26 protein-coding genes are annotated in these 25662 nt (G+C 37.8%); 11 read left to right on the top strand and 15 right to left on the bottom strand.

Annotated features, from left to right (window positions below; genetic code table 11):
- Positions 1-240 precede the first annotated feature (240 nt).
- Positions 241-438: a hypothetical protein gene (locus tag QUF91_RS05590; protein WP_053483442.1), complete on the bottom strand. Its 198-nt coding sequence runs from the start codon at positions 436-438 to the stop codon at positions 241-243.
- A 100-nt stretch (positions 439-538) separates the two neighbouring features.
- Between QUF91_RS05590 and QUF91_RS05585 the strand changes: the two genes are divergently transcribed.
- Positions 539-1165, top strand: coding sequence for a YktB family protein (locus QUF91_RS05585; protein WP_285396061.1), 627 nt, complete (start codon positions 539-541; stop codon positions 1163-1165).
- A 143-nt stretch (positions 1166-1308) separates the two neighbouring features.
- Here QUF91_RS05585 and QUF91_RS05580 read toward each other — a convergent pair whose 3' ends face one another.
- A complete protein-coding gene (locus tag QUF91_RS05580) occupies positions 1309-1596 on the bottom strand; it encodes a UPF0223 family protein (RefSeq protein ID WP_285396062.1) in 288 nt (95 codons plus the stop codon).
- Between the two features lie 20 nt (positions 1597-1616).
- Entirely contained in the window at positions 1617-2576 is a 960-nt protein-coding gene (locus QUF91_RS05575; RefSeq protein ID WP_285396063.1) for an NAD(P)H-dependent flavin oxidoreductase, read from the bottom strand.
- A gap of 147 nt (positions 2577-2723) precedes the next feature.
- Here QUF91_RS05575 and QUF91_RS05570 point away from each other — a divergent pair, with 147 nt between their 5' ends.
- Complete coding sequence (locus QUF91_RS05570; RefSeq protein WP_285396065.1) at positions 2724-4193, top strand: aminotransferase class I/II-fold pyridoxal phosphate-dependent enzyme; 1470 nt, start codon at positions 2724-2726, stop codon at positions 4191-4193.
- A 14-nt stretch (positions 4194-4207) separates the two neighbouring features.
- Here the strand turns inward: QUF91_RS05570 and QUF91_RS05565 are convergent, their stop codons facing one another.
- A complete protein-coding gene (locus tag QUF91_RS05565) occupies positions 4208-4561 on the bottom strand; it encodes a helix-turn-helix transcriptional regulator (protein WP_285396067.1) in 354 nt (117 codons plus the stop codon).
- 271 nt (positions 4562-4832) lie between these two features.
- On the opposite strand from QUF91_RS05565, the gene QUF91_RS05560 reads away from it, so the two are divergent.
- On the top strand, positions 4833-6341 hold the full coding sequence (locus tag QUF91_RS05560; protein WP_289417110.1) for a hypothetical protein: 1509 nt from the start codon (positions 4833-4835) through the stop codon (positions 6339-6341).
- A gap of 204 nt (positions 6342-6545) precedes the next feature.
- Here QUF91_RS05560 and QUF91_RS05555 read toward each other — a convergent pair whose 3' ends face one another.
- Positions 6546-7223: an LrgB family protein gene (locus tag QUF91_RS05555; RefSeq protein ID WP_285400175.1), complete on the bottom strand. Its 678-nt coding sequence runs from the start codon at positions 7221-7223 to the stop codon at positions 6546-6548.
- A complete protein-coding gene (locus QUF91_RS05550) occupies positions 7216-7659 on the bottom strand; it encodes a CidA/LrgA family protein (protein WP_285400176.1) in 444 nt (147 codons plus the stop codon). Before QUF91_RS05550 ends, QUF91_RS05555 begins: the two co-directional genes overlap by 8 nt.
- A 339-nt stretch (positions 7660-7998) precedes the next feature.
- On the opposite strand from QUF91_RS05550, the gene QUF91_RS05545 reads away from it, so the two are divergent.
- Entirely contained in the window at positions 7999-8262 is a 264-nt protein-coding gene (locus tag QUF91_RS05545) for a hypothetical protein (protein WP_289417109.1), read from the top strand.
- A gap of 296 nt (positions 8263-8558) precedes the next feature.
- Here the strand turns inward: QUF91_RS05545 and QUF91_RS05540 are convergent, their stop codons facing one another.
- The 3 genes from QUF91_RS05540 to QUF91_RS05530 form a co-directional block, all read right to left on the bottom strand.
- The gene (locus tag QUF91_RS05540) at positions 8559-8825 is read right to left on the bottom strand and encodes an IS3 family transposase (RefSeq protein WP_289417108.1); all 267 of its coding nucleotides are present in this window, start codon (positions 8823-8825) and stop codon (positions 8559-8561) included.
- 88 nt (positions 8826-8913) lie between these two features.
- On the bottom strand, positions 8914-9207 hold the full coding sequence (locus QUF91_RS05535; RefSeq protein WP_289417107.1) for a transposase: 294 nt from the start codon (positions 9205-9207) through the stop codon (positions 8914-8916).
- Positions 9208-9522: 315 nt separating this feature from the next.
- Entirely contained in the window at positions 9523-10305 is a 783-nt protein-coding gene (locus QUF91_RS05530) for an SDR family NAD(P)-dependent oxidoreductase (RefSeq protein ID WP_289417106.1), read from the bottom strand.
- A 56-nt stretch (positions 10306-10361) separates the two neighbouring features.
- Between QUF91_RS05530 and QUF91_RS05525 the strand changes: the two genes are divergently transcribed.
- Both QUF91_RS05525 and QUF91_RS05520 read left to right on the top strand, forming a co-directional pair.
- Positions 10362-10517 carry a hypothetical protein gene (locus QUF91_RS05525; RefSeq protein WP_289417105.1) on the top strand — a complete coding sequence of 52 codons (156 nt, stop codon included), beginning with the start codon at positions 10362-10364 and terminating at the stop codon, positions 10515-10517.
- 190 nt (positions 10518-10707) lie between these two features.
- Positions 10708-10917, top strand: a complete 210-nt coding sequence (locus QUF91_RS05520; RefSeq protein WP_285397032.1) for a hypothetical protein — start codon at positions 10708-10710, stop codon at positions 10915-10917.
- Between the two features lie 144 nt (positions 10918-11061).
- Here the strand turns inward: QUF91_RS05520 and lpdA are convergent, their stop codons facing one another.
- From lpdA to pdhA, 4 genes are read right to left on the bottom strand one after another with little or no spacing between them, the layout of a single operon-like run.
- Complete coding sequence (gene lpdA, locus QUF91_RS05515) at positions 11062-12477, bottom strand: dihydrolipoyl dehydrogenase (protein WP_289417104.1); 1416 nt, start codon at positions 12475-12477, stop codon at positions 11062-11064.
- Between the two features lie 5 nt (positions 12478-12482).
- The gene (locus tag QUF91_RS05510; protein WP_285397029.1) at positions 12483-13826 is read right to left on the bottom strand and encodes a dihydrolipoamide acetyltransferase family protein; all 1344 of its coding nucleotides are present in this window, start codon (positions 13824-13826) and stop codon (positions 12483-12485) included.
- A gap of 51 nt (positions 13827-13877) precedes the next feature.
- Positions 13878-14855, bottom strand: a complete 978-nt coding sequence (locus tag QUF91_RS05505) for an alpha-ketoacid dehydrogenase subunit beta (RefSeq protein ID WP_068983307.1) — start codon at positions 14853-14855, stop codon at positions 13878-13880.
- A 3-nt stretch (positions 14856-14858) separates the two neighbouring features.
- Positions 14859-15974: a pyruvate dehydrogenase (acetyl-transferring) E1 component subunit alpha gene (gene pdhA / locus QUF91_RS05500; protein WP_285397028.1), complete on the bottom strand. Its 1116-nt coding sequence runs from the start codon at positions 15972-15974 to the stop codon at positions 14859-14861.
- Positions 15975-16367: 393 nt separating this feature from the next.
- Here pdhA and def point away from each other — a divergent pair, with 393 nt between their 5' ends.
- Complete coding sequence (gene def / locus QUF91_RS05495) at positions 16368-16925, top strand: peptide deformylase (protein ID WP_289417103.1); 558 nt, start codon at positions 16368-16370, stop codon at positions 16923-16925.
- A gap of 150 nt (positions 16926-17075) precedes the next feature.
- Here the strand turns inward: def and QUF91_RS05490 are convergent, their stop codons facing one another.
- Positions 17076-17846 (bottom strand): Cof-type HAD-IIB family hydrolase, encoded by a 771-nt coding sequence (locus QUF91_RS05490; RefSeq protein ID WP_289417102.1) that lies wholly within the window; start codon positions 17844-17846, stop codon positions 17076-17078.
- A gap of 446 nt (positions 17847-18292) precedes the next feature.
- Here QUF91_RS05490 and QUF91_RS05485 point away from each other — a divergent pair, with 446 nt between their 5' ends.
- From QUF91_RS05485 to QUF91_RS05475, 3 genes are all read left to right on the top strand, one after another.
- On the top strand, positions 18293-18502 hold the full coding sequence (locus tag QUF91_RS05485; protein ID WP_285397025.1) for a DNA-dependent RNA polymerase subunit epsilon: 210 nt from the start codon (positions 18293-18295) through the stop codon (positions 18500-18502).
- A 5-nt stretch (positions 18503-18507) separates the two neighbouring features.
- On the top strand, positions 18508-20175 hold the full coding sequence (rnjA, locus tag QUF91_RS05480) for a ribonuclease J1 (protein WP_285397024.1): 1668 nt from the start codon (positions 18508-18510) through the stop codon (positions 20173-20175).
- Between the two features lie 411 nt (positions 20176-20586).
- The gene (locus QUF91_RS05475; protein ID WP_289417101.1) at positions 20587-21411 is read left to right on the top strand and encodes a protein kinase domain-containing protein; all 825 of its coding nucleotides are present in this window, start codon (positions 20587-20589) and stop codon (positions 21409-21411) included.
- A 190-nt stretch (positions 21412-21601) separates the two neighbouring features.
- Here the strand turns inward: QUF91_RS05475 and QUF91_RS05470 are convergent, their stop codons facing one another.
- A complete protein-coding gene (locus QUF91_RS05470; protein WP_285397022.1) occupies positions 21602-22435 on the bottom strand; it encodes a TetR/AcrR family transcriptional regulator in 834 nt (277 codons plus the stop codon).
- 99 nt (positions 22436-22534) lie between these two features.
- Between QUF91_RS05470 and QUF91_RS05465 the strand changes: the two genes are divergently transcribed.
- Complete coding sequence (locus tag QUF91_RS05465) at positions 22535-25624, top strand: efflux RND transporter permease subunit (RefSeq protein ID WP_289417100.1); 3090 nt, start codon at positions 22535-22537, stop codon at positions 25622-25624.
- The last annotated feature ends 38 nt before the right edge of the window (positions 25625-25662 follow it).

Raw genomic sequence — 25662 nt, 5'->3', positions numbered from 1 at the left:
TATAAGAAAAGGCACTGCGCTTTAGCCTACATCAATTATACCTCGGTATAATTGCGTCCAGAACCGGCTTTGTGCTTAGGCCTTTATTTCTCATGATGTTTTGTTAATACGTAGCATATAGTACTTCCCTAAAAAATTTCCCTTTAAGATATACTGTCTATTTTACCCTTTATAACAATAAAAATCACCTGCTGTCGGAATATTCAGCAAGTGATTTTTCAAATGGGTATAAAATTTCTATTACGCATAGGCGTGCAAACTTTCAAGTTCCAGCTGAATTTCAGCCAGACGTTTTTTACTTTTTTCAATTTCAAGTTCATTTTTTTCATTCATTGCAGAGAATAGAGAAGCTAATTCATAATCTAATTCTAATTGTAAAATGTGTTCATATTGCTTTTCAATGTCAACTTTACGTATAATTTTTACGATTGGTTTCATAAAAATCACTTCCTTTTTTTTATTTTAAAGTTCTTGTTATAAGATTTTTTCCCATTTTCCTAATAAAATAAACCTTATAAATCGAAAGGAGTTAATAAAATTGCAGAAAATTAAATGGACTAATAAAGACTTCAATGTTTTTCAAATAGATGGATTAGACCAGAGAATGGAAGCGTTAATTTCATCTGTACGACCTAAATTCCAACTGCTTGGAGAGGATTTTTCTTCCTTCTTTTCAAGTCATCTTGGAGAAGAATTTTATCCTCATGTGGCGAAGCATGCACGTAGAACCGTAAATCCTCCAAAAGACAGCTGGGTTGCCTTTGCTCCTTACAAAAGAGGTTATAAATCATTACCTCACTTTCAGATTGGTCTTTGGAGCACACATTTATTCATCGTCTTAGCTATTATTTATGAAGCTCCACAAAAAAATGTGATGGCAGAACGTTTAATTGCCAACAAAACATTGCTACAGCAACTTCCTAATGATTTTATTGTTTCTGGGGATCATATGTCTCCTGCAGCAATCTCCATGGAAGATGCAAAGGAAGACAAGCTAGATGAATTGCTTAATCGTTTGCGCGATGTTAAAAAAGGTGAATTTTTAGTCGGTCGACATATTCCAAGAGAACAAGCAATCAAGCTGTCCGCTAGTGAACTTCATCAAATTACGGAAGAAACTTTCAGTAGTTTACTTCCTATTTATAACATCATTGTTGGAAAATAAAGTATGAAGTATTGTACTTCGGGTCATGTGACATACTAACCTTATACTTTTATTGTATGTAGTGTATGTACATCACTTATTTTTAACACGTAAAACTAGAAGATAAAAAAAGCGGACGTGAGAATAAACTCACGTCCACTTTTTTAACGTCGTTGCTTCGGTGCAACTTTAATAATCGTCCCATCAGCTGCTTCTTTTGTTTGTTTAACAACAGAGTAACTGACATAGCCACTTGCTTCTTCGAATTCACGAAAAATTGATTTTTCCTCAGCTTGTGAAGGAACAATCTCTTTAAAACGGCGGTATTTCGCCATCATTACTTCACGTTTAACGCCTTTTTCATAGGCTTGCTCAATCGCTTCAAAAAATTGAACAACATCGACAATTTCCTCAGTCGACCAATCAATTGAAAACGGATAAGAATATTCCATTGGACATAACCACCTTTAAGTTACTTCCCCCATTTTACCCGGATACTTTCTGCTTCTGCAACCATTCGAGTGATAAGCTCCTCAACTGTTGGAATATCATGAATCATCCCTGTAACTTGTCCAGCCCAACCAAATCCTTCATCTTTCTCACCATCATAAATAAAGCGCTTATTGGCAGTGCCACTAATATAATTTTTCAACGCCTCATAAGTTGGTGTCATTTGCTCAATTTCTAAAATCTTTTCGGTAAAACCATTGCGTAACGCTCTTGCTGGGGCCCCAATAGAACGCTTAATAATTGTTGTATCTGCTTCAGAACTTGCAAGTAGTGCCTCTTTATAAGCCTCAGATGCATCGACACATTCCTTAGTTGCAATAAAACGCGTTCCCATTTCAATTCCCTCGGCTCCTAGTGCATGTGCTGCTAACCAGCCTCTTCCGTCACCAATCCCACCAGAAGCAATAACAGGAATTTTCACACTATCTACAACTTGAGGCACAAGCACCATTGTTCCTACATCATCACGTCCGAGATGGCCACCACCTTCTTGTCCAACTACCATCACAGCATCTGCTCCAAGTTGTTCCGCCTTTTGAGCTTGCCTACGTGCAGCTACTAGTACTAATTTTTTTATATCCGTTCCTGCCAATATATCGAAAATGGGTGCAGGATTCCCTCCAGTCATCGTAACAACTGGCACCTTTTCTTCCACTGCAACACGCACCATATCCTCATAACCAGTGCCATACATACCAATTGCAAAGTTTACACCAAAAGGTTTATCTGTTAATGTCCGTACTTTATGAATCTCTGCGCGCAATAAGTCAGGATCTCGTAAACTCATTGCTGTTATTTGTCCCAGCCCTCCAGCATTCGACACCGCCGCTGCTAAATCAGCATATGCTAAATAGGCTAATCCCCCCTGAATAATTGGGTATTTAACATTTAAAAGTTCCGTCACACGTGTATTCCAATTCATAATACCTCCCCTTTCGTACAATACTAACTTCTCGAAATGATTAAAAATTCCTTTTATTTTTTTTATGTAAAAGTCTATTTTTTCGCGTCATTAGGTGCTATAATTCATTTGTTTTCTTAGATATTATAAAGTGAGGTGGTACCTGCGTTGTCACAATTAGAGACTCCATTGTTCGACGTATTACTTAAACATCGGAACAGACATCCAATTCAGTTCCATATCCCAGGCCATAAGAAAGGGCAAGGTATGGATCCTGCTTTCCGAGAATTCGTCGGCGACAACGTTTTATCTATTGATTTAATTAATATTGCTCCACTAGACGATTTACATTCACCGAAAGGCGCAATTAAGGAAGCGCAAGCACTTGCTGCCGAAGCCTTTGGTGCTGATCACACATTCTTTTCCGTTCAAGGTACTAGTGGCGCCATCATGACGATGATTCTGACCGTCGTTGGTCCAGGTGATAAGATTCTAGTGCCACGGAATGTTCATAAATCAATAATGTCGGCGATTGTTTTCGCTGGTGCAATCCCGATTTTTATTCATCCTGAAGTAGATAGTGAGTATGGTATTTCTCATGGAATATCGCCTGAAGCTGTCGAAAAAGCTTTAAATGCTTATCCGGATACAAAAGCAGTTCTTGTTATTAATCCAACATATTACGGCTTTACAGCTGATTTAAAACGTATTGTTGAAATAGTCCATAGCCGTAATATCCCAGTAGTTGTTGATGAAGCTCATGGAGTACACATTAAGTTCCATGATGAGCTTCCTTATTCTGCGATGGAGGCAGGTGCCGATATGGCAGCTACAAGCGTACATAAGCTTGGTGGCTCCATGACACAAACGTCGATTCTAAATGTTCGTGAAGGTCTTGTTTCTGCAAAACGTGTACAAGCGGTTTTCTCAATGCTAACAACAACATCGACATCTTATCCATTACTCGCTTCGCTTGACACAGCTCGACGTCAACTAGCAATTCATGGCTATGATTTAATCGATGATGCACTTCGTTTAGCTAAAGATGCCCGAAAACGCATTAACCAAATTCCGCATTTAAAATGCGCTGGTAAAGAAAAATTAAAATCATCTGCAACTTATGATATGGATCCGTTAAAACTATTGATAAGTGTTAAGGATTTAGGCATTTCTGGTCATCAAGCTGAAGAATGGCTTCGTCACAATGCTAATATCGAAGTAGAGTTGTCTGATCTATATAATATTTTATGTTTAGTGACATTAGCTGATACGAAAAAGGAAATTAACCTCCTTATCAATGCACTTAGTCGTATGTCTAAAGCATTTGATTCAGAGGCTGCTATTACTGAAGCAATCGTTAATGTTCCAGATATTCCAGCACTTGCCATGTCACCTCGTGATGCATTTTATGCAGATACTGAAGTTGTTCCTCTGGCAGAAGCAGATAATTGCATTTGTGCAGAATTCATAATGGTATATCCTCCTGGTATTCCTATTTTTATTCCCGGGGAAATAATTACCCAAGAAAATATTCGTTACATTCAAATGAATATTGAAGCTGGTTTACCAGTTCAAGGACCAGAAGATACAACACTAAAAACAATTCGCGTCATAAAAGAACGCAAACCAATCATTTAATTACGAAGCTACCTCTATAAAAATGGGGTAGCTTTTCTTAATACAATTACCTTAAAGGATAGAGCATGCATAATACAGGGAAAATAAGCCACCAATAATGCCACAAAAAAATCCCCGGTTGTTTTATGATTGGATTCACTCGAATGATAGACTGCGGTTTTATGATATTTTTCCTCTCCTATAATAAGCTGATCTAGAGAAACCTCATATAAATCACTCAGCTTTATAAAATTATCAATATCAGGATACCCCTTACCCAACTCCCATTTAGAAACGGATTGTCGTGAAATATTTAAAAAATCCGCAACATCATCCTGCGTGTAGTTATGTTGTTCTCTCAATCCCTTCAAACGATTATCTAAATTCATTATTCTCAACCTCCAGCTAATAGATATTGATTAAATGATAATCGGTTATTATACATTACTCTAGAAGCTATTATTTGCAAATTCGCAACGATTAGTTCCTTTCAATGATATAGGACTTTTATTAGTTGATTTTTAGTATTTTTTCACAGAATTGACCTTCAGGAAGCCCACTTCTTCAGAGGGTGGGCGGAATGAAGTGCTTTTTTCTTTACAGAACATACGTTTTCGTTGTATATTGTGAATAATCAAAAAAATAAAGGAGTGACGGGTAATGACGAAATCGAAAAAAGATTGTTTTATTATAGAACTCAAGTTACTTATAGATACGTGGCAAAAGGATATCCTATTAAAACGTTTTGAAATTGCCCGTACACTCTATAATACAACCTTGTCTTATGCAGTAAAACAATATACTTTCATGCAAGAATCAAAACACTATCGAAAACAATTACGTTGCTACCAAAAAGCGAAAAAATCTAATGATTCAGAAGAGGAGTTGAAGCAGACCGCAAAAGAATTAGATACCATTCGTCAATCTTTTGGATTAAGTGAAAATCAACTGCATGCGTATATTAAAAAGCATCAACATAACTATAAAAAACATATAGATAGCAATACTTCCCAGAAAATCGCCTCTACTGTCTGGAAAGCGGTTCAGGATGTTCTATTTAAAGGGAGCAAAGCACACTTTAAACGTTACGGAATGCTTCATTCTGTAGAAGGGAAATCTAATAAAGCAGGCATTCGATTTAAAGAGAATGTTGTCTATTGGAATGGATTAACCCTTCCTGTTCGTATTCGCAAACAAGATTTATTTGTAGAAGAATCCCTTGCTCTTCATACCATTAAATATTGTCGTCTAGTCAAAAAAGTGATTCGTGGAATTCATACTTTTTACGTACAACTCGTGATGGATGGGGTTCCTCCTGCAAAGAGAATTTCATCTACAGGAGCCTTTCGCCATTCCTATCAAAAACAAAAACGGGTAGGTATTGACATTGGTCCTTCTACCATTGCGGTTGTTTCAGAAGAAACCGTTTTCATCCAACAACTTGCGCCAGAAGTACCTTTATTGGAGAAACAAAAAAGACGTTTATTACGCAAATTGGATAGAAGTCGTAGAAGTACCAATCCTAACAATTTCAACAAGGATGGTACTATTAAACATGGCGTCAAACTCCGTTGGACATCTAGTAAAAACTATCAAAAAACAAAAAAACAAATAAAAGAATTATATAGAAAGAAAGCTTCCTACATCAAAGAAAAACATGGTGCGTTAGCCAATAAAATCTTGTCTCTTGGCGATGAAGTGTACATCGAAACCATGCATTTTAAAGGATTAGCAAAGCGTACAAAAGAAACGAAAACAAATATACAGGGCAAATTCCAATCCAAAAAGCGTTTTGGAAAAAGCATTGGGAATCATGCCCCTGCGATGCTAGTGGAAATCATCCATCAAAAACTTGGTTACACAAAGCAAACGATACAGAAAGTAAATACGATCACCTTTAGAGCCAGTCAGTATAACCATGTGACGGATCGTTATGAAAAGAAAAAACTCCATCAACGTTGGAGTCAAATTGGAAGTCATCTTGTACAACGAGATTTATATAGTGCGTTTTTACTGATGAATAGTGAACCAAATTTACAACAAACGAATCAAGACTTATGCAATAAAACGTTTACTACCTTTTTAGAGTTACACAATCAACATATAGAAGACTTGAAACAAGTAAAGAAAACATTCCCTCTTAGCATGGGTATCAAACAAATCAAGTGAGGGCTATTCCCCCGTAGGTAGAGCTACCTGCCTTCGTTAAAACTTATTGCCAACACAACATCGGTTGTGTAAATAAGAAAGTCTTATAGAACAGAAGATAAATCAAAGATGTTGTACACAGGCCATGGCAACACCATCTGTGGAGAGCTTTGTAACGCTTCTCTTAAGTATATAAGAACCCCGCTGCTTTAGCTGTGGGAGTAGTCAGATAAATAAATAGACAAATAACGGGCATAAAAATGCGCCAATAATTGCTGATAAGCCCATAGATAACGAGCCTACTGATAATTCCTGTTCCCCGTATTCTCTTAATTTAACAAGTCCAACGCCATGTGAAGCACTACCTACCGCGACACCTCTACTAACGGCTGAGTCAATTTTGCCGTATTTAATGACTAACGGTCCGATAATAGCGCCTACAAACCCTGCCAGCATTACAAACACCGCTGTTAATGGTGGAATGCCGCCAATTGTCTCACTCACCTGCATACCAACAGGTGTCGTTAATGATTTAGGCAAAGCTGTCAGCATCCAGCTGTCATTGACACCAATCCATTTCAGCATAATGAATATTGTCACTAAGCCCGTAATCATGGCGATAAAAATACCTGACAAAATAGAATACTTATACTTTATAATAATAGCGCGCTGATTATATAGAGGATATGCAAGCGCTACAACGGCTGGACCTAGCATTTTTTGAAGCCACTTGCCCCCCTCCAAATATGTAGAATATGGGATATTGAAGGCTAATAAAATGATGATACTGACAATGGTTGTCGTCACTAGTGGAATCATTAAAGGATGTGGGTAACGCTGATATAGCTTTGTAAATAACACGAACAACACAATAGTTCCCATAACAACAATAATTTCAGTCAACAGTTAATTCCCCCTCTCCATCCTCAGCAATAGCTTCTGTTTCTTTTTTAGCCAGCTCTTTTTTCTCGATAATTTGACTAACTATCCCTGTAACATAAATGGAGATTAATGTGCTAGCTATAATTGCTAGAATGATCAACAGACCAGTTGTTGACAAAAGCTCTGGATAGTCAATCACTCCTACTGTTGCAGGAATGAAAAACAATGTTAATACACCAATTAAAAAGCCCGCTCCATCTTGAATGTATTCTACTTTAATAATTTTAAAAATGAGTGAAAGTGCTAATAATAGTAATCCAATTATGCTTCCTGGAAGAGGTACATGTAATAAAGATACAATACCTTCACCAATGTAATAATAAATATTGAGTATCCCAATCTGAACAATAATACGAACTATTCTCTTAAACATCGCAGCAAAATTCTCGTTCAACATTTCGCCACATTTCACCCCCTATTACATTCATTCTACATCTGTAGGAATTTTCTGTCTATTATAATTTTAGGAAAACAATAGAAAAAGAAGGTGGTATAAAAACACTTTAAGCCACCTTCTTCTAGAAATAAATTAAGAGATTAAGAACGTAAATTAACCATTTTTTACCAAAAAATTAATTTGAAGAGCTGATTTTCGTTACGTTAACACTTCATTTTCGCACTGAAAACATTCGCTCCGTGCAAGGTCTCGTCCATCTTGCATTCCCACTGGAAGCTTTGCTCTGCTACGAAAGCAAAGCTTCCAGTGAGCGTCCGATGAGCCGCTTGGGACAACAGGATGTTGGTCACGAAGGCGTTATCACAGGACGTGATGTTTTACCCCATCTGTGACACTATCCCCAAGGAGTCGCCCAGCCTCGTTTTAGCGGCGATATTCGCCTGGTTAGCGGCGGAACTTGATGTTTTAGCGGCGATATTCGCTTGGTTAGCGGCGGAACTTGATGCTTTAGCGGCGATATTCGCTTGGTTAGCGGCGGATCTTGATGCTTTAGCGGCGATATTCGCTTGGTTAGCGGCGGAACTTGACACTCCAATCAACTAATATACAAGGCATATATTTTAACAAATGTCATCCACAACTTTTGGTGATGAGCAACAAAAAATCCTTTAATCACTCAAAAATAAACCTATTTTTTCCTAATCAACACACCTGTTAAGAGATTGTCTAAATTTGAATTATATTCATTTGTTAGACATCGCTAAATATTACCTCTTTTACTTACTTTTAATCAGGTAACCATTAAAAGTGATCGGGTAAGTCCCAAATGTGATCAGGTTTGGTCTTCTGTCAAGAAAGCGGACATACTTGATCTGGTTCTTCCACATAAAACATGTGGTTCAGTATATTAGATATACCAGTGCGTCATGATTTGAATCTGTTGTCGTCACATAGCTTCTCGGCTGTGTTGCGCACAATTCCAGTACTCGCATGATGTTTGCCACTGTTTTTTGTGAAAGAGGATAACCCCATTCCAACAGATCTTTATGGACTCGCGGGCTGCCATACGTACCATAGCTTTCATGAAACGATTGTTTAATTTTTTGTGTGACTTTCATTTTATATTCTTCTTTTTCAGTTATCGGTGCTGCCTGTTGGCCAACCATTTATAATAGCCACTCGTCGACACTTTTAGAACACGGCACATCTTTACAATCGAAAACTCCCGTTTATGCGCTTCAATAAATTCAAACACTACTGCGGGTTTTTGGCAAAGATGTGCATCGCCTTTTTTAGAATGGCATTCTCCTCTTCTAAGTCACGAAGTTTCTTTTCATAAGTCGCTTCTAACTTTTTCAGCTCCGAAGGGGTTATATATTTCACGTCGCCATTTTCTTGCTTTTTTGCATCACGATACTTTTTTACCCAGCGATGAATAGAAGATTCCCCAAGCCCTAATTCATACGATAATTCTGTTACTTTTCGATTTTCTTCTACTACTAATTTCACAACATAATCACGATATTCTTGTGTTATTTTTTTAGTCATTCGGTACACGCCCTTTAAAAGAGTTATTTCTATAATAGCTACTCTCAGTTTTCCGTGTCCACTTCCTTGGCACTAGGAGCCGAAGAAGGACGGCACTAACACCGATATGCTTCGGGGAGCTGTAAGTGAGCTTTGATCCGGAGATTTAGCCTCGAAAGTAATCGGGTAAGCCCAAGGAGTAGCCACCACTCCAATCAACTACATTGTATACTTTTTAACAAACTTTTCAGGCTCATCACCCTAAAGTGTGGTTGATTTCCGTTCCAACAAGGCGCTTTCCTAAAGGCGTTAGATGAGCCATTTTTCTTCATACTTCTATAATGCGTGACCTGAACCGCCGTCAATGTTTACAGAAGTTCCTGTCACATAGCTAGCTGCATCTGATACTAAAAAAGTAATGACATTTGCCGCTTCTTGAGTATCCCCTACGCGACCAAGTGGAATCGCTTGACCTACTTTGCGAGAATAATCATTCCACGAAAGCTCCGGTTTTTCTTCTTTCCATTTCTTCTCTATTTGATCACTTCGAATAAGCCCGATACAAACAGAATTTACACGAATATTGTCTTTACCTAAGTCTTTGCTCATAGCTTTCGTTAATGCAAGACCTGCTGCACGACTTACAGTAGTAGGAAGTGAGCTTGCTGGTGGTGTTTTAGCCATTACCGCAGTCACATTAACTATTGCACCGCCACCAACCTTACGTAAATGAGGTACAGCATATTTGGAACAATTGACAGCACCAAACACTTTTAAATCTAAATCAGCCTGCCATAGCTCACTACTAACCGATTCAAATGGATTTGCTGAAGCTGTACCAGCATTATTTATAAGAATATCAAGGCGACCGAAATGCTCTACTGCCCGTTCAATTAAGTACTTACAATCCTTTTCCTTTGTAATATCAGTTGGGACAATTAAAACGTCCTCATCTGTTTCGTTTTTAATACACCCAGCGGCCACTTGGAGCTGTTTTTCGCCACGAGCGCAAAGCACGACCTTCGCCCCCTCTTTCACAAGCTGCATCGCCGTGTAATAACCAATTCCCTTACTTGAACCTGTAATAACTGCTACTTTCCCCTTTAAGCCTAGTTCCATTTGTCTCCCCCCGATTTTTTGTTCTAATTCACTTGTTCGGTAGGCGTCCGTTACATATGCAAAATTCTAGCGGTCAGTTGCCGATATCTATCCGTCATTTCGCTTATTCTATCCACCGCTTTGCCCTATCCGTCGATTCGCCAGCTCTATTCGCCGCTCCGAAAGGTCTATCTGTTGGTTCACCAGTTCTACCTGGCAGATCCTACTTCTAGTCTATTACTTTATATATTCTAAATCGAACTATATTTTTCGAATATTCATTCGATACATTTACTTTATCAAAATTACAAGTACTATACAAAAAAACGGCTACAAAGCAAATGCTTATAGCCGTTCCATAGTGTTGAAAAACAATTGTGAACTTTGTAGCGCGTTAAATGAGGGTGATTTACTCGCTTTCTTATGGGCGCGATTCTTGGCATTTTATTAGCGATTCATGATGCTATCGGTGGTTCTCATGTTGCTATCAGCGGTTCTCGGCTTTTTATCAGCGATTTTCTCGTTGTTATCAGCGATTCTCAGCTTTTTATCAGCGATTTTCTTGTTGTTATCAGCGATTCTCAACTCGTTTCTGTCGCTTCGCTTTCGCGCAAAAAACATCTGTTGGCCTAAGTGCTCATCGGACACCAGGAAAGCGCCCAGTCGGAACGGAAATCACCTCCTCGTTTTGCCGAAGAACCATACTTTGAAAATAGTTTTTCAACAAAATTAAACGGCTACAAAGCAAATGCTTTATAGCCGTTTTCATAAACTTTATTATTTTTTTGCTACAATATGGATTGGGTTGCCAAGTAATACTTCAGCAGCTTCCATTGTAATTTCACCTAATGTTGGGTGAGCATGGATTGTTAATGCAATATCTTCCGCAGTCATGCCACCTTCAATAGCTAAGCCCATTTCAGCGATCATATCAGATGCACCAGCACCTACGATTTGAGCACCGATTAATAAGCCATCTTCTTTACGAGCAACAAGCTTCACGAAACCTTCTGTTTGGTTTAATGCAAGTGCACGACCATTTGCTGCGAATGGGAATTTCGCTGCAGTGTATTCAATGCCTTCAGCTTTTGCTTCATCTTCGTTATAACCAACTGTTGCCATCTCTGGATCTGTGAAGCATACAGCAGGAATCGCTAAATAATCAACGATTGATTTTTCACCAGCGATTGCTTCAGCAGCAACTTTACCTTCGTAAGATGCTTTATGAGCAAGTTGAGGACCTGCTACAATATCACCAATTGCATAGATGTTTGGAATATTTGTACGACATTGTTTGTCAACATTGATTAGACCACGTTCACCGAATTCAACACCGATTTCAGCAAGGCCCATTTCATCTGTATTTGGACGACGACCTACAGTCACTAATACATAGTCAGCTTCAACTTTTTTCTCTTCTCCGCCAACTTCATAAGTTACTACTACGCCGTTTTCTGTTTCTTCAACGCCTTTTGCAGATGCGTTTACTTCCATTTCAACGCCTTTCTTTTTAAGGCCTTTTTTCACGATTTGTGTCATTTGTTTTTCGAAGCCAGCTAAGATATCTTTTCCGCCTTCGATAATTGTTACTTGTGAGCCAAGATTAGCATAAGCTGAACCTAACTCAGTACCAATGTAGCCTCCACCGATAACAACTAATTTACCAGGAACTTCTTGTAAAGAAAGTGCGCCAGTAGAGTTTAGTACGCGATCAGTGAATTTAAATGTTGGAATTTCAACTGGGCGAGAACCTGTTGCAATAATTACATTGTTAAATGTGTAAGTTTGAGCAGATTCACCATTGATGATACGTACTGAATGAGCGTCAACGAAATAAGCTTCACCTTGTACAATTTCAACTTTGTTACCTTTAAGTAAGCCTTCAACACCGCCAGTTAATTTTTTAACAACGCTTTCTTTAAATGCTTGTGCTTTTGAGAAGTCTAATTTTACATCAGAAGCGATGATACCCATGTCATCTGAATGTTTAGCATGCTCAAAACGGTGACCTACTGAAATTAATGCTTTTGATGGGATACAACCTACGTTTAAGCACACACCACCAAGTACATTTTTTTCAACGATTGTTACTTTTTGGCCAGTTTGAGCTGCACGGATTGCTGCTACATATCCTCCAGGACCTGAACCAATGACAAGAGTATCTGTTTCGATTGGGAAATCTCCTACTACCATTTTTGTTACGCCTCCATTAATAATAATTCTGGTTCACTTAACAAACGCTTTAAGTGATTTAAAGCATTTTGCGCAGTGGCTCCATCAATCATACGATGATCAAAGCTCAATGATAATGCTAACACAGGTGCGGCTACAATTTCACCATTTTTTATTACAGGTTTTTCTGAAATTCGACCAATACCTAAAATCGCTACTTCAGGATGATTAATTACCGGAGTAAACCACTGTCCTCCTGCAGAGCCGATATTCGTAATCGACATCGAAGCGCCCTTCATTTCATGTGGTGCAAGCTTACCTTCACGTGCTTTAGTCGCTAACTCATTAATTTCATTAGATACCGCAAACACAGATTTACGATCTGCGTGCTTAATAACAGGTACTAATAAGCCTTTTTCTGTATCTGCTGCAATACCAACATTATAGTAGTGCTTCTGAATAATTTCTTGAGTTGCATCATCTAATGAGCGGTTAAATTCTGGGAATTCGCGTAAAGTTGAAATTAGCGCTTTAACTACGTATGGTAAGTACGTTAATTTGACACCCTTTTCAGCAGCGATATCTTTGAATTTTTTACGATGCGCTACAAGAGCTGTTACATCGACTTCATCCATTAGTGTAACATGTGGAGCCGTTTGTTTCGAGTGAACCATTGCTTTTGCAATCGCTTTTCGAATGCCCGACATTTTCTCACGTGTTTCAGGGAATTCTCCTTCAAGGACTACTGGCGCTGCGTGTACAGCTGTTTCTTGTTGAACAGCTTCTTCATTAGCAACTTGTGCTTCAGCTTCTACAGTGCCTCCACCATTTAGGAAATTCTCAATATCTTGTTTTAAAATACGACCATTTTTGCCGGTACCTTTAACTTCACGAATATTGACATCATTGTCTCGTGCAAATTTACGTACTGAAGGCATTGCAATGATACGTTTATTGTCATCTGCTACAGCTTCAGACTTTTCAGGAGCTTTCTCTGGAGTCTTTTCCGGAGCCTGCTCAGCTTTAACAGGTGCTTTTTCTACTTTCTGACCTGACTCAGCCGTTGCTTGAACTTGAGCTTCTGTTTTCGCCTCAGCATGGTCATCGCCTTTTAGTTTTAAGTCTTCATAGCCAGGTGCATCAAAGCGGATTAAGACATCACCAACAACTGCTACTGTGCCTTCTCCTACTAAAACTTCCTCAACTGTCCCTTCTACTGGAGAAGGGATTTCTACTACTGCTTTATCGTTTTGTACTTCACAAAGAATATCGTCTTCTTTTACTGTATCTCCAGCTTTAACGAACCATTTTACGATTTCTCCTTCGTGAATACCCTCGCCAATATCCGGTAATCTGAATTCAAATGCCATGTGTACCCATCCTTTCTATTTACTGTTCTTCAAGTTTCTACTGAAACGAAGTTAGAATGTTAAAACTTTTTTCGCTGTTGCCATTACATCTTTATAGTTCGGTAACCAAACACCTTCAGCTTGTGGGAATGGGTACACAGTATCTGGTGCAGCCACACGAAGTACAGGTGCTTCTAAGCTTAAAATCGCACGCTCTGTAATCTCAGCCACTACATTTGCCGCAATACCAGCTTGTTTTTGGGCTTCTTGTACAACGATTGCACGACCTGTTTTTTCAACTGATGCAATAATAGTTTCAATATCAATTGGTTGAATTGTACGTAAATCAATAACTTCTACAGAGTGACCTTCTTTTTCCAGCTCTTCTGCAGCTTTTAAGCTTTCGTGAACCATTAAACCATAGGCAATAATCGTTAAATCTTTACCTTCACGTTTTACATCCGCTTTACCTAGTGGAATTTCGTATGCTTCCTCAGGTACCTCTTCACGGAACGAACGGTATAATTTTAAATGCTCTAAGAAAATGACTGGATTATCATTTCGAATAGAAGAAATCAGTAAACCTTTAGCATCGTATGGTGTTGAAGGTACAACAACCGTTAAACCTGGTTGTGCTGTCATTAAGCTCTCTAAGCTATCAGAGTGCATTTCTGGTGTATGCACTCCACCACCGAATGGAGAACGAATTGTTACTGGTGCATTATAGACACCGCCGCTACGATAGCTCATACGTGCTAATTGACCACTAATTGAATCCATTACTTCAAAAACGAAGCCGAAGAACTGAATTTCAGGAACTGGACGGAAACCTTCTAGAGAAAGACCGACTGCTAAGCCACCAATACCTGATTCTGCTAATGGTGTATCGAATACACGGTCAACACCAAATTCTTTTTGTAGGCCTTCAGTTGCGCGGAATACCCCACCGTTGACACCTACATCTTCCCCGAATACAAGAACGTTTTCATCATTCTTTAATTCTGTACGAAGTGCATCTGTAATTGCTTGAATCATCGTCATTTGTGCCATAGGTTATTTCGACTCCTTCTCTTTGTAGATTTCATACTGTTCTTTTAAATTAGATGGCATTTCGCCTTTATACATGTTTTCCATTAACTCTGTTACTTTTTGTTTTGGAGCTGCATCAGCTTTTTTAATAGCCTCTTTAATTTCTTCTTTTGCACGCTCAATTACAGCCTCTTCTTTTTTCTCATCCCATAGACCTTTCGCCTCTAGGTATTTACGGAAGCGTACAAGAGGGTCTTTTTGTGCCCATTCGCTATCTGTATCAGATGTACGATAACGTGTTGGATCATCCCCTGCCATTGTATGAGGACCATAGCGATAGCATAGTGTTTCAATTAACGTTGGACCTTCGCCATTCACTGCGCGCTCACGTGCATCACGCGTTGCTACGTAAACAGCTAATGCATCCATTCCATCTACTAAAATACTTGGTAAGCCTGCTGCTACACCTTTTTGAGCAATTGTTTTTGCAGCTGTTTGTAATTCACGAGGTGTTGAAATCGCATACTGGTTATTTTGTACAATGAAGATTGCTGGTGATTTAAATGCACCTGCAAAGTTAATGCCTTCATAGAAATCCCCTTGTGATGAACCACCATCACCTGTATAAGTTACAGCTACTGCTTTTTTACCACGCTTTTGAAGACCAAGTGCTACACCTGCTGCTTGTACATATTGGGCTCCGATAATAATTTGAGGAGGTAATACGTTTACGCCTTCTGGCACTTGGTTTCCAGCGAAATGACCACGTGAGAATAAAAACGCTTTATCTAAAGGTAAACCATGCCATACGATTTGTGGTACATCACGGTAACCTGGTAAAATCCAATCTTCTTTTTCTAACGCATATTGTGAAGCAAGTTGTGACGCTTCTTGACCTGCTGTTGGAGCATAGAAACCTAATCGACCTTGACGGTTAAGAGAAATAGAGCGTTGGTCTAAAATACGTGTATAAACCATACGCGTCATTAGTTCAACTAGCTCCTCATCAGATAACTTCGGGTCTGCCTCGTCATTTATAATTTCGCCTTCTTCATTCAAAATTTGAAACAATTCAAACTTATCTTCGATTTCAGTTAGCGTTTGTTTAGCATCAAAAATATTGTTGTTTTTCTTGCTCATTTGTCACATCTCCCTTTCAACTGTATTAAAATAAATCACCTTTTTAACTAGTACAACTTATTCTTTGCACTCAGTATACTGAATAAAATACGGTCGGTCAATCATATATTACGCGTACAAAATAAGATTTTTTCTGAAATAACGACTAAACACATCTGTCTTATTCTGTATCATTAAATAACAACAACTGTATTATAACAATATGTTTAAAGTGCACAATTATTAGGTTTTCCTATACGATCACCAATAGTAGAATGCCCCAGTTCTAGACAATCTAATAGCTATAAAAAAATTTTTTAAGTATATTCAAATAAGGTCTTTTTTCATGTGATTGTTTTAATACGTGATGTATACTTATAAGTAAGGCCTAAAAGTTGAAAGGAAGATTCACATATGATTTTAATGGATGATATTATTCGCGAAGGACATCCGACTTTACGCACAAAAGCCGAGGAGGTTAAATTCCCTTTAACCGATGAAGTAAAACAGCTTGCAGAAGACATGCTTCAATATTTAATAAACAGCCAAGACCCTGAAATTGCAGATAAATATGATTTACGTAGCGGCATTGGATTAGCTGCCAATCAAGTAAATAGTCTACATCGAATGTTTGCCCTTCATTTAAAAGATGAGAATGGCGAACAACTAAGCTTTGTAGCAATCAACCCTAAAATTGTCAGTCACTCTGTAGAAAACACATACCTTTCTACAGGCGAAGGTTGCCTTTCTGTAGATCGCAATGTCCCAGGCTATGTACCACGCCACGCACGCGTTACAGTTAAATTTAAAACAGTCGACGGTGAAGAGAAAAAATTAAGACTTAAAGGCTTGCCTGCTATAGCCTTCCAACACGAATTAGACCACCTTAACGGTATAATGTTTTACGATCGCATAAATGAAAAAAATCCATTTACGGAAATTCCGGATTCTACTCCATATGAGCGTGATTAGAAGCACGATGTAAAGAAAACAACCTTACAGTTATTTTACATCTGCAGGGAGCTGTTTTCTTTTCAATTGCGATTATTCATCTAACTAAAGACCAAAACAAAAGCAACTAGCTGTAGTATTATCTCCAACTAGTTGCTTCTTTATCTTTAATTAGATGATTTTTAATTCGCGCATAATTTTAGCAAGGCCGTCCTCATCCACATGATCTGCAACATAAGTAGCAACAGCCTTCACTCTCTCATGTCCATTCCCCATCGCCACACCTGTTCCAACAGCCTGTAGCATTTCTATATCGTTGATACCATCTCCAAAAGCGATTGCATCATTTAATGTCAGTCCCATTTTCTCAAGGACCTTCCCAATGCCAACAGCCTTCGAGCCACCCTTTGGTAAAATATCACAAGAATAGTGATGCCAGCGTACAAATTGTACGTTCGGAAATGCTTCACGATATAAATGTTCATCTTTTTCTTCCATAAAAATAAGTGTTTGATAGACATCGTTCTGCATATAATAAGTTGAGTCTAAATTTGGATACTGGTATTTTAAAGTATTTAAACTTTCTGCCACCATATCGTTATTTTCAACAGATGCAATCATTTGTTTGTCATCTAAAAATACTACAGGTTCGTTCCGTGCTTCACCAAAGGCAACGATTTTGGCTAGCTCGTCTTTCTCAATACCGTTTGTATAGACAACCTCACCACGATACACAACATATTGTCCATTAAAAGTCACATACGTATTAATATCTAGCTCTTCTAATAAGGATTGAATCATGAAAGGCGCACGCCCAGTTGCAATCGCTAGCTCATATCCTTTCCGACGAGCTTCAAAAAGTGCTTCTTTCGCAGAAGCAGGTAATATTTTTTCACTATTATAAAGCGTACCATCTACATCAAAAAATAAAATTTTCTTCATCTTATAGTCCCCTTCATTATGTATTATTTTGCCAAGGCTAATAACTTTACACAGGCATATTTTTTTATTATAATGATCCTAAGGAGTGATGTGCCATGCTGAAGAAACTCAAACGGAAATTATTGAAGCAACTTCGCGGCATACTCGGAAAAAAATCAATTGCCTAACATTTGCCCTTCATTATTTGAAGGGCTTTTCTTTATTTTAGAGTAACTGCGTGATAATATAAAGGAAATGCATTTATTTGGCTATGTGCAACCACTGTCTCAATGTTTTATTCAATTACGCCTTGTCGTAGTGCAAATTTTGAAACACTGAGATACAAGAACTTCAAACGCCTTATTTCTTTCTCAGTATACTAGAAATTCGCTGTTTTTTCTTGTAGCACGTGTGTGGTATTAGTCAAAGGTGCAATAAAATTGTACGCAATAAAAGGAGAGCAAACTATGATTTACAAAGTTTATTATCAAGAATATGCAAATGAGATTCCAGTTCGCGAAAACACTAAAAGTCTATACCTTGAAGCTGCTTCAGAGCGCGAAGTACGTGAAAAGCTAAAAGACCGAAACTACAACATTGAGTTCATTCAACTGCTTGAAGGTAACTATTTAACTTACGAACAAGCAAGTCCGAACTTCATCTTGGAGGAAATTTAACAAACATGAAGTTTGTTAAAAATGACCAAGCAGCTGTTTTCGCGCTCGGCGGACTGGGCGAAATCGGCAAAAACACTTACGGCGTTCAATTTCAAGATGAAATTATCTTAATCGATGCCGGCATTAAATTTCCAGAAGACGACTTACTCGGCATTGACTATGTTATTCCAGATTATACGTATTTAGTACGTAACGTCGACAAAATCAAGGGATTATTTATTACGCATGGACATGAGGATCATATCGGTGGTATCCCCTACTTATTACGTCAAGTAAATGTCCCTGTCTACGGCGGTAAGCTAGCACTCGGCTTATTACGCAATAAATTAGATGAACACGGCTTGCTTCGTACAACAAAACTTATCGAAATTAAAGAAGAGGATATTATTAAATTCAGAAAAACATCTGTCAGCTTCTTTAGAACAACACATAGTATTCCAGATGCTTACGGAGTTGTCGTAAAAACGCCACCCGGTAACATCGTGCATACAGGTGACTTTAAATTTGACTTTACACCAGTAGGCGAGCCAGCTAACTTAACAAAAATGGCTGAAATCGGTCGCGACGGAGTACTGTGCTTACTTTCAGATAGTACAAATGCAGAAAAGCCAAATTTCACAATGTCAGAACGGACAGTTGGAAAAAGTATCGATGAAATTTTCCGTAAAGTTGATAGTCGTATTATCTTTGCAACTTTTGCATCAAACATTCATCGTTTACAACAAGCAACAGATGCTGCCATAAAATACGGAAGAAAAATCGCTGTCTTTGGCCGTTCAATGGATAATGCCATTACAATCGGTCGTGAACTTGGTTATATTAATGCACCGAAGGATACATTCATTGATGCCCAAAGCATTAATCGACTTCCTGCTAATGAAGTTATGATATTATGTACAGGCTCTCAAGGTGAACCAATGGCAGCCCTTTCTCGTATTGCCAATGGTACACATCGTCAAATTCAAATTCAGCCTGGTGACACAGTTATCTTCTCTTCTTCGCCAGTACCAGGAAATACGGTAAGTGTAAATAAGATTATCAACCTACTTTTCCGTGCAGGTGCAGAAGTTATTCATGGTGCACTTAATAACATCCATACGTCTGGTCACGGTTCTCAAGAAGAACAAAAATTGATGCTACGCTTAATGAAGCCTAAATTTTTTATGCCAATTCACGGTGAATTCCGTATGTTGAAAATGCATACTCATCTAGCAGAAGATTGTGATGTTCCACTTGAAAATTCATTCGTTATGGAGAATGGTGACGTGCTAGCATTAAGCCCCAATGAGGCACATGTTGCTGGTCGTATCCCTTCAGGAGACGTTTATATTGATGGCAATGGTATTGGAGATATCGGCAATATCGTCTTACGTGATCGACGCATTCTTTCTGAAGAAGGTTTAGTGATCGTTGTTGTAAGTGTGGATATGGAAAATCAAAAAATGGTTTCTGGCCCAGACATTATTTCACGAGGCTTTGTTTACATGCGTGAGTCAGGTACGATGATTAATGAAGCACAAAAAATGCTAAATCGTCACCTGAATGAGTCAATTCAAAGCAAAACTCCTCAATGGACTGAGCTGAAAAATGAAATTACTGACGTATTAGGACCATATTTATTTGAAAAAACAAAACGTCGACCAATGATTTTACCGATTATAATGGAGGTTTAGCCTCATTACTAAGAAGCTACGCAAATTGCGTAGCTTCTTTTTTAATCGGTTCTTGCCCCTGCTTAGAGTGTAGTTCACGAAAAACATGTAGCCCAACAAAAAAGCCCAAAACGGCGATAGCAAAAAAAGTGAAGAACCCTTAACAAACAGCAAAATATTTTTTTAAAATTTTGAAACCTCTCTTTTTTATTTTCCGTATATAGTAGTATCAAAACAAAAGAGGAGAGTTCTTATGTTAGATAAAATCCTTCATTCCATACTCAATGGGTCATCTAAAAAACATCATCATTCATCTAGTAGTCGCCAAAAGTATTCCAAACGTCATAATTATTATGGGCACAAACATTATAAACGTAGCCATCGAAAAAGCTCACGTAGCTTCTTTAGTTCAAGGAGTTTCTTCAGTAGCTAATGTGGTGGAATCAATTATTAGAAAAACGTTTTGATCAAGAAGTTCAACAGTATATAACAGAGCAGCAAAATTTCGCTTTTGTTAAATTTCTTGGTTTCGGCTCATACGGTCGAACATATTTAATAGAAGAAAAATCCACGAGAAAGCTTTATGTTTTAAAATGCCTGCGTTTAAAACATCGTCGTCATAAAAAAACGAAAAATAAATTTATGCAGGAAATTGAAATTCTCCAGCGTTTAACAATGTCTAGTATTCCGTCTATTCAATTAACAGGCACTATTCAAAACATACCTTTTTTTATTATGGATTATATAAATGGCCAAACATTTGAACAGCTCATTTTTGACGAAGGCCAAACATTCACAATCTCTGAGTCGCTTTTAATCACGAAACAACTATTGCAACAAATAATTGTTTTACATGAAAATGGCATAGTACATCGAGATTTACGTATCCCTAATATTTTATTTGCCAATCAACAATTGTATATTATTGATTTCGGCCTTGCTTCCGTTAAAAAAAATGTGGATTTCTCTTCAATCCAAAACCCAAAGCGAGCCGAAAATCATATTAGCGATTTATATTTTGTTGGTCATTTTTTATTATATTTACTTTACTCAAGCTACAAACCTTCTACAAATAAAGAAAAACCTTGGCAAGAAGAATTGGCTCTACCAAATGATGTGAAAAATTTCCTTGAACGATTATTATGGATTCAACAGCCTTTTAACAGTTCAGAGGAAGCACTACAGTTACTACCAGTCAATTTAGACTCAGCAGATAAACAATACGTCCGGATTATGAATTGTGCCAGCATTGAATAAAGATAAAAAAATAGAATTGTTCACCCCGTTAGTGAACAATTCTATCCCTATAGATCAATTATACCTCGGCATAATTGCGTCCAGATTCGGCTTTAACTTCTTTCAGCGGATGTTTGGACCCCCGCTGAAAAGCGACTTAAAACCACATTGATCTCACCGCCTATAGTGGTGAGATCAATGCTGAAAGAAGTTAAATTTTAAAATATTTCGTTAATCCATAAGCAACCCATCTACACTCTGGCTGTAAGCGTAAATTTTCGATTAAACCTTTTACAATTGGTTTACTATAGGTTAGATTTTCAAGTTGAGATTTTAGCAATTCAAGAGACTCGCGTTCAATTGACTCCTCTAAGTCACTTAGGTGTTGATCGATTAATTGTAACAAAGATTCCTTTGTAACTTCTTCATTACATGGTTTTGCTGTCAATTGAACAAGCTCTTCTGTGATAAAAGGAATCGTTGTATACCGTGCTATAATATCCGTCTTTTCTGCTAAAGATTTTGCCAATTGATCTAAATCTAATGGTATATCGGAAAAAATACAAAGTTCTGCATAACTCTTCATAAATCCTTTAATGCAGTACATAACATCATATTTTGTCTTGCTTAGTTCATCCCGATATAGTTGCTCAAGCATATAGATGATCGACTTTGACATATCCGCATCATAAGCACTTATTTTTTGGAGCAATTCCTTTTTTGTAAAAAGAAGTTTCTCATTAAAAAAAACGCGGGCAGATGCAGAATGTTTTTTAAATGCTTGAAAAACACTTTTGTAAAACTCAACAATTTTGACATCTTTACTAAGCGAACTTCTGACTACATGGTCAATTTCGGTAACAAGTTGCTGTAGATAGTACTCTACCATCGAAAAAAGAAGTTCGTCCTTTGTTTTAAAAGATAAATAAAATGCTCCTTTTGAAATTCCACATCGTTCTGTAATTTGCTGTACAGATGTAGCTTCAAATCCTTGTTCCGAGAATAACTCTAATGCTTTTTCCATAATTAATTGCTTTTTTAACATACTTTTAATTCTCTCCTAATGTATTTCATTGACAAGTGACCAATTAGTCATTAGTATAAATAATTGAAATTAGTAAGTCAATAAAGGGTAGGTGTAAAGGTGAAAGGTTTAGTTAATTTCGTATTGAAAAACAAATTGGCAGTGTGGCTATTAACAATTATCATCACTGTCTCCGGTATTTATTCAGGTACAAAAATGAAAATGGAATCCATACCTGATATTTCTATACCATATTTAATTGTTATGGGTGTTTATCCCGGCGCAACACCTGAACAGATCATGAATGAACTTTCCATTCCATTTGAAAAATCAATCGAAGGCTTAGAGGATGTTAAGGCCGTTTACTCAACATCCTCTTCAAACGTAGCACAAGTTCAAGTTGAATATGACTACGGCATTGATATGGATGAGAAAAAGCGCCAATTAGAGTCCGCTTTAGATAATGTAAAATTACCTGAAGGTGCTCAAAAGCCAACAATTATGGCCATCAGTATGAATATGATGCCTGTTGTGGCTTTATCAGTTAGTAGCTCTAAGGAAGATATTGTTGAATTAACATCAACGGTAGAAGACATTTTACTTCCTAAAATCGAAAAAATTGATGGTGTTGCTTCTGCAACCATTACAGGTCAGCACATTAATCAAGTGTCATTTAAATATGATGAAAAGAAAATGGCTGAGCTCGGCTTAACAGAAGAATCAGTTCAGCAAATGATTCAAGCAAGTGATATGTCACTTTCACTCGGTTTATATCAATTTACTGTCGGCGAGCAAGCTGTTTCGGTAGACGGTAAAGTTAAATCTGTAGATGAATTAAAAAACTTATTAATCCCAGTTACACCTTCAGCCGCAAACCCTTCTCCATTCGTTCGCTTAGGTGATATTGCAACGATTGAAGTAGAAGGTAAAGTACAATCTGTATCACGTACAAATGGTAAAGATGCGATTGCTATTCAAATTGTTAAAAGCCAAGATGCAAATACGGTAACAGTCGTAAATGCTGTAAAGGATCTCATTAAAGAAGAAGAAAAATTAATAGACGGCTTAAAAGTGGAAATCTCACTTGACCAAGGTGCTCCGATTGAAGATTCAGTCTTCACAATGATTGAAAAAGCAGTATTTGGTGGCGCAATTGCCGTACTAATTATTTTACTATTCTTACGTGATTTCAAATCAACAATTATTTCAATTATCTCTATCCCAGTTTCAATATTCATGGCTTTACTACTATTAAACTGGATGGATATCACATTAAACATTATGACCCTCGGTGCGATTACCGTAGCAATTGGTCGTGTAATTGATGACTCCATTGTAGTTGTTGAAAATATTTATCGACGTATCCATTTAAAAGAAGAAAAATTAACCGGTCGTGCCCTTATTCGTGAAGCGACACTTGAAATGTTCAAACCAATCCTTTCTTCTACATTAGTAACTGTAGCAGTTTTCGCTCCTTTAATTTTTGTAGGTGGTATGGTTGGCGAATTATTCATGCCGTTTGCGTTAACAATGTCATTTGCGCTAGGTGCTTCATTAATCGTGGCGATTACAATAGTTCCAGCTTTATCTCACTTCCTATTCCGTAAAAAATTATACGGTGAGAAAAAAGAAAGTCAGCATAAAGAAGTTGGTAAACTAGCTACTTGGTATAAAGGTGTACTAGAAAAAGCATTAAACCATAAGATCATTACATCGGTTATAGCGATTGTACTGCTTGTTGGTTCTCTTGCATTAACACCACTCATCGGCTTCAGCTTCATGGGCTCTCAAGAAGAAAAGGTGATGTACTTATCGTATACACCTGCTACAGGCGAGCTAATGAAAGATACAGAAGCAAATGTGGCAACAGTAGAAAAAGAATTAATGAAACGCAAAGATATTGATATTTTACAAGTCTCTATCAATGACCCTAAAAATGTTGATCCTGCTGCAACGATGATGGGCGGCGGCGCTGGTGGTGCATTAATGTACCTCATCTTTGATCCAGATATGGAGGACTTCCCTGAAGCACGTAAAGAAGTAGAAGACTATATAGCTAACATTGGTCAATCAGGAAAATGGAAATCTCAAAACTTCTCGTCAATGTCTGGGTCTTCAAATGAAGTAAGCTACTCATTATATAGTGAGGACTTAGATAAGCTTCGTGATGCTGTGAAACAAGTCGAAGGTGCATTAAAAGAAGTTGATGGCTTAGAAGACATTAAATCTAATAATGAAGATCCATATGTTGAGCATACCTTAAAAGTAGATCAAAAGAATGTTCTACAATATGGTTTAACTACTGCTCAAATTGTAATGGCCTTGAACGCCAATACATCACCAGAAGTTTTAACATCAGTCAAATATGATGGTGAAGATATTGATGTCATTGTACAACGTGAAGCAAAGGCAGCGGCTACTTCTCTTGATGATGTATTAGCTACTGAAATCAAGACCGCTTTAGGCACAACAATGACAATCGGTGAATTAGTAAAGGTAGAAGAAGGCACTACGCTTAATTCATTATCTCGCTCTAAGGGCGAATATTACGCAACAGTTTCTGGTACGATTACTGAAGAAGATATTTCAAAAGTAACTGCTGCTACTGATAAAAAGATCGATAAATTAGATTTACCTAAAGGTGTAACGACAGGTGTTGCAGGTGTGGCTGCAGATATGCAAGAAACATTTACACAGCTTGGAATTGCTATGTTAGCTGCAATCGCTATCGTGTACTTCATTCTAGTAGTAACATTCGGTGAAGGTTTAGCACCATTCGCTATTCTGTTCTCACTACCATTCGCAGTAATTGGGGCATTTGTCGGCTTGTTTGTCACAAATCAAACAATTTCTGTTTCTGTTATGATGGGACTCTTAATGCTGATTGGTATCGTTGTAACAAATGCCATCGTATTAGTAGACCGCATTATCCATATGGAACGCGACGGACTCGTTATGCGGGAGGCCATTTTAGAAGCAGGTGCCACTCGTTTACGCCCAATTCTAATGACAGCCATTGCAACAATCGGAGCGATGATCCCAATGGCACTCGGCGGTGGTGGCAGTGGTCTAATTTCAAAAGACCTAGCAATTACTGTAATTGGTGGTTTACTATCTTCGACATTATTAACATTAGTAGTTGTACCAATCGTCTATGAAATGTTATCTAAAATGTTAAAGAAAAACCGAAAAGATATTGAAGAAAATTAATAATTACATGTAAAATAAGGGCTCTCCTATGAAGGGGG

The sequence above is a fragment of the Lysinibacillus sp. G4S2 genome (assembly GCF_030348505.1).
Taxonomy (GTDB): Bacteria; Bacillota; Bacilli; order Bacillales_A; family Planococcaceae; genus Lysinibacillus.
This window is presented reverse-complemented; position numbering and strand designations above follow the sequence as displayed.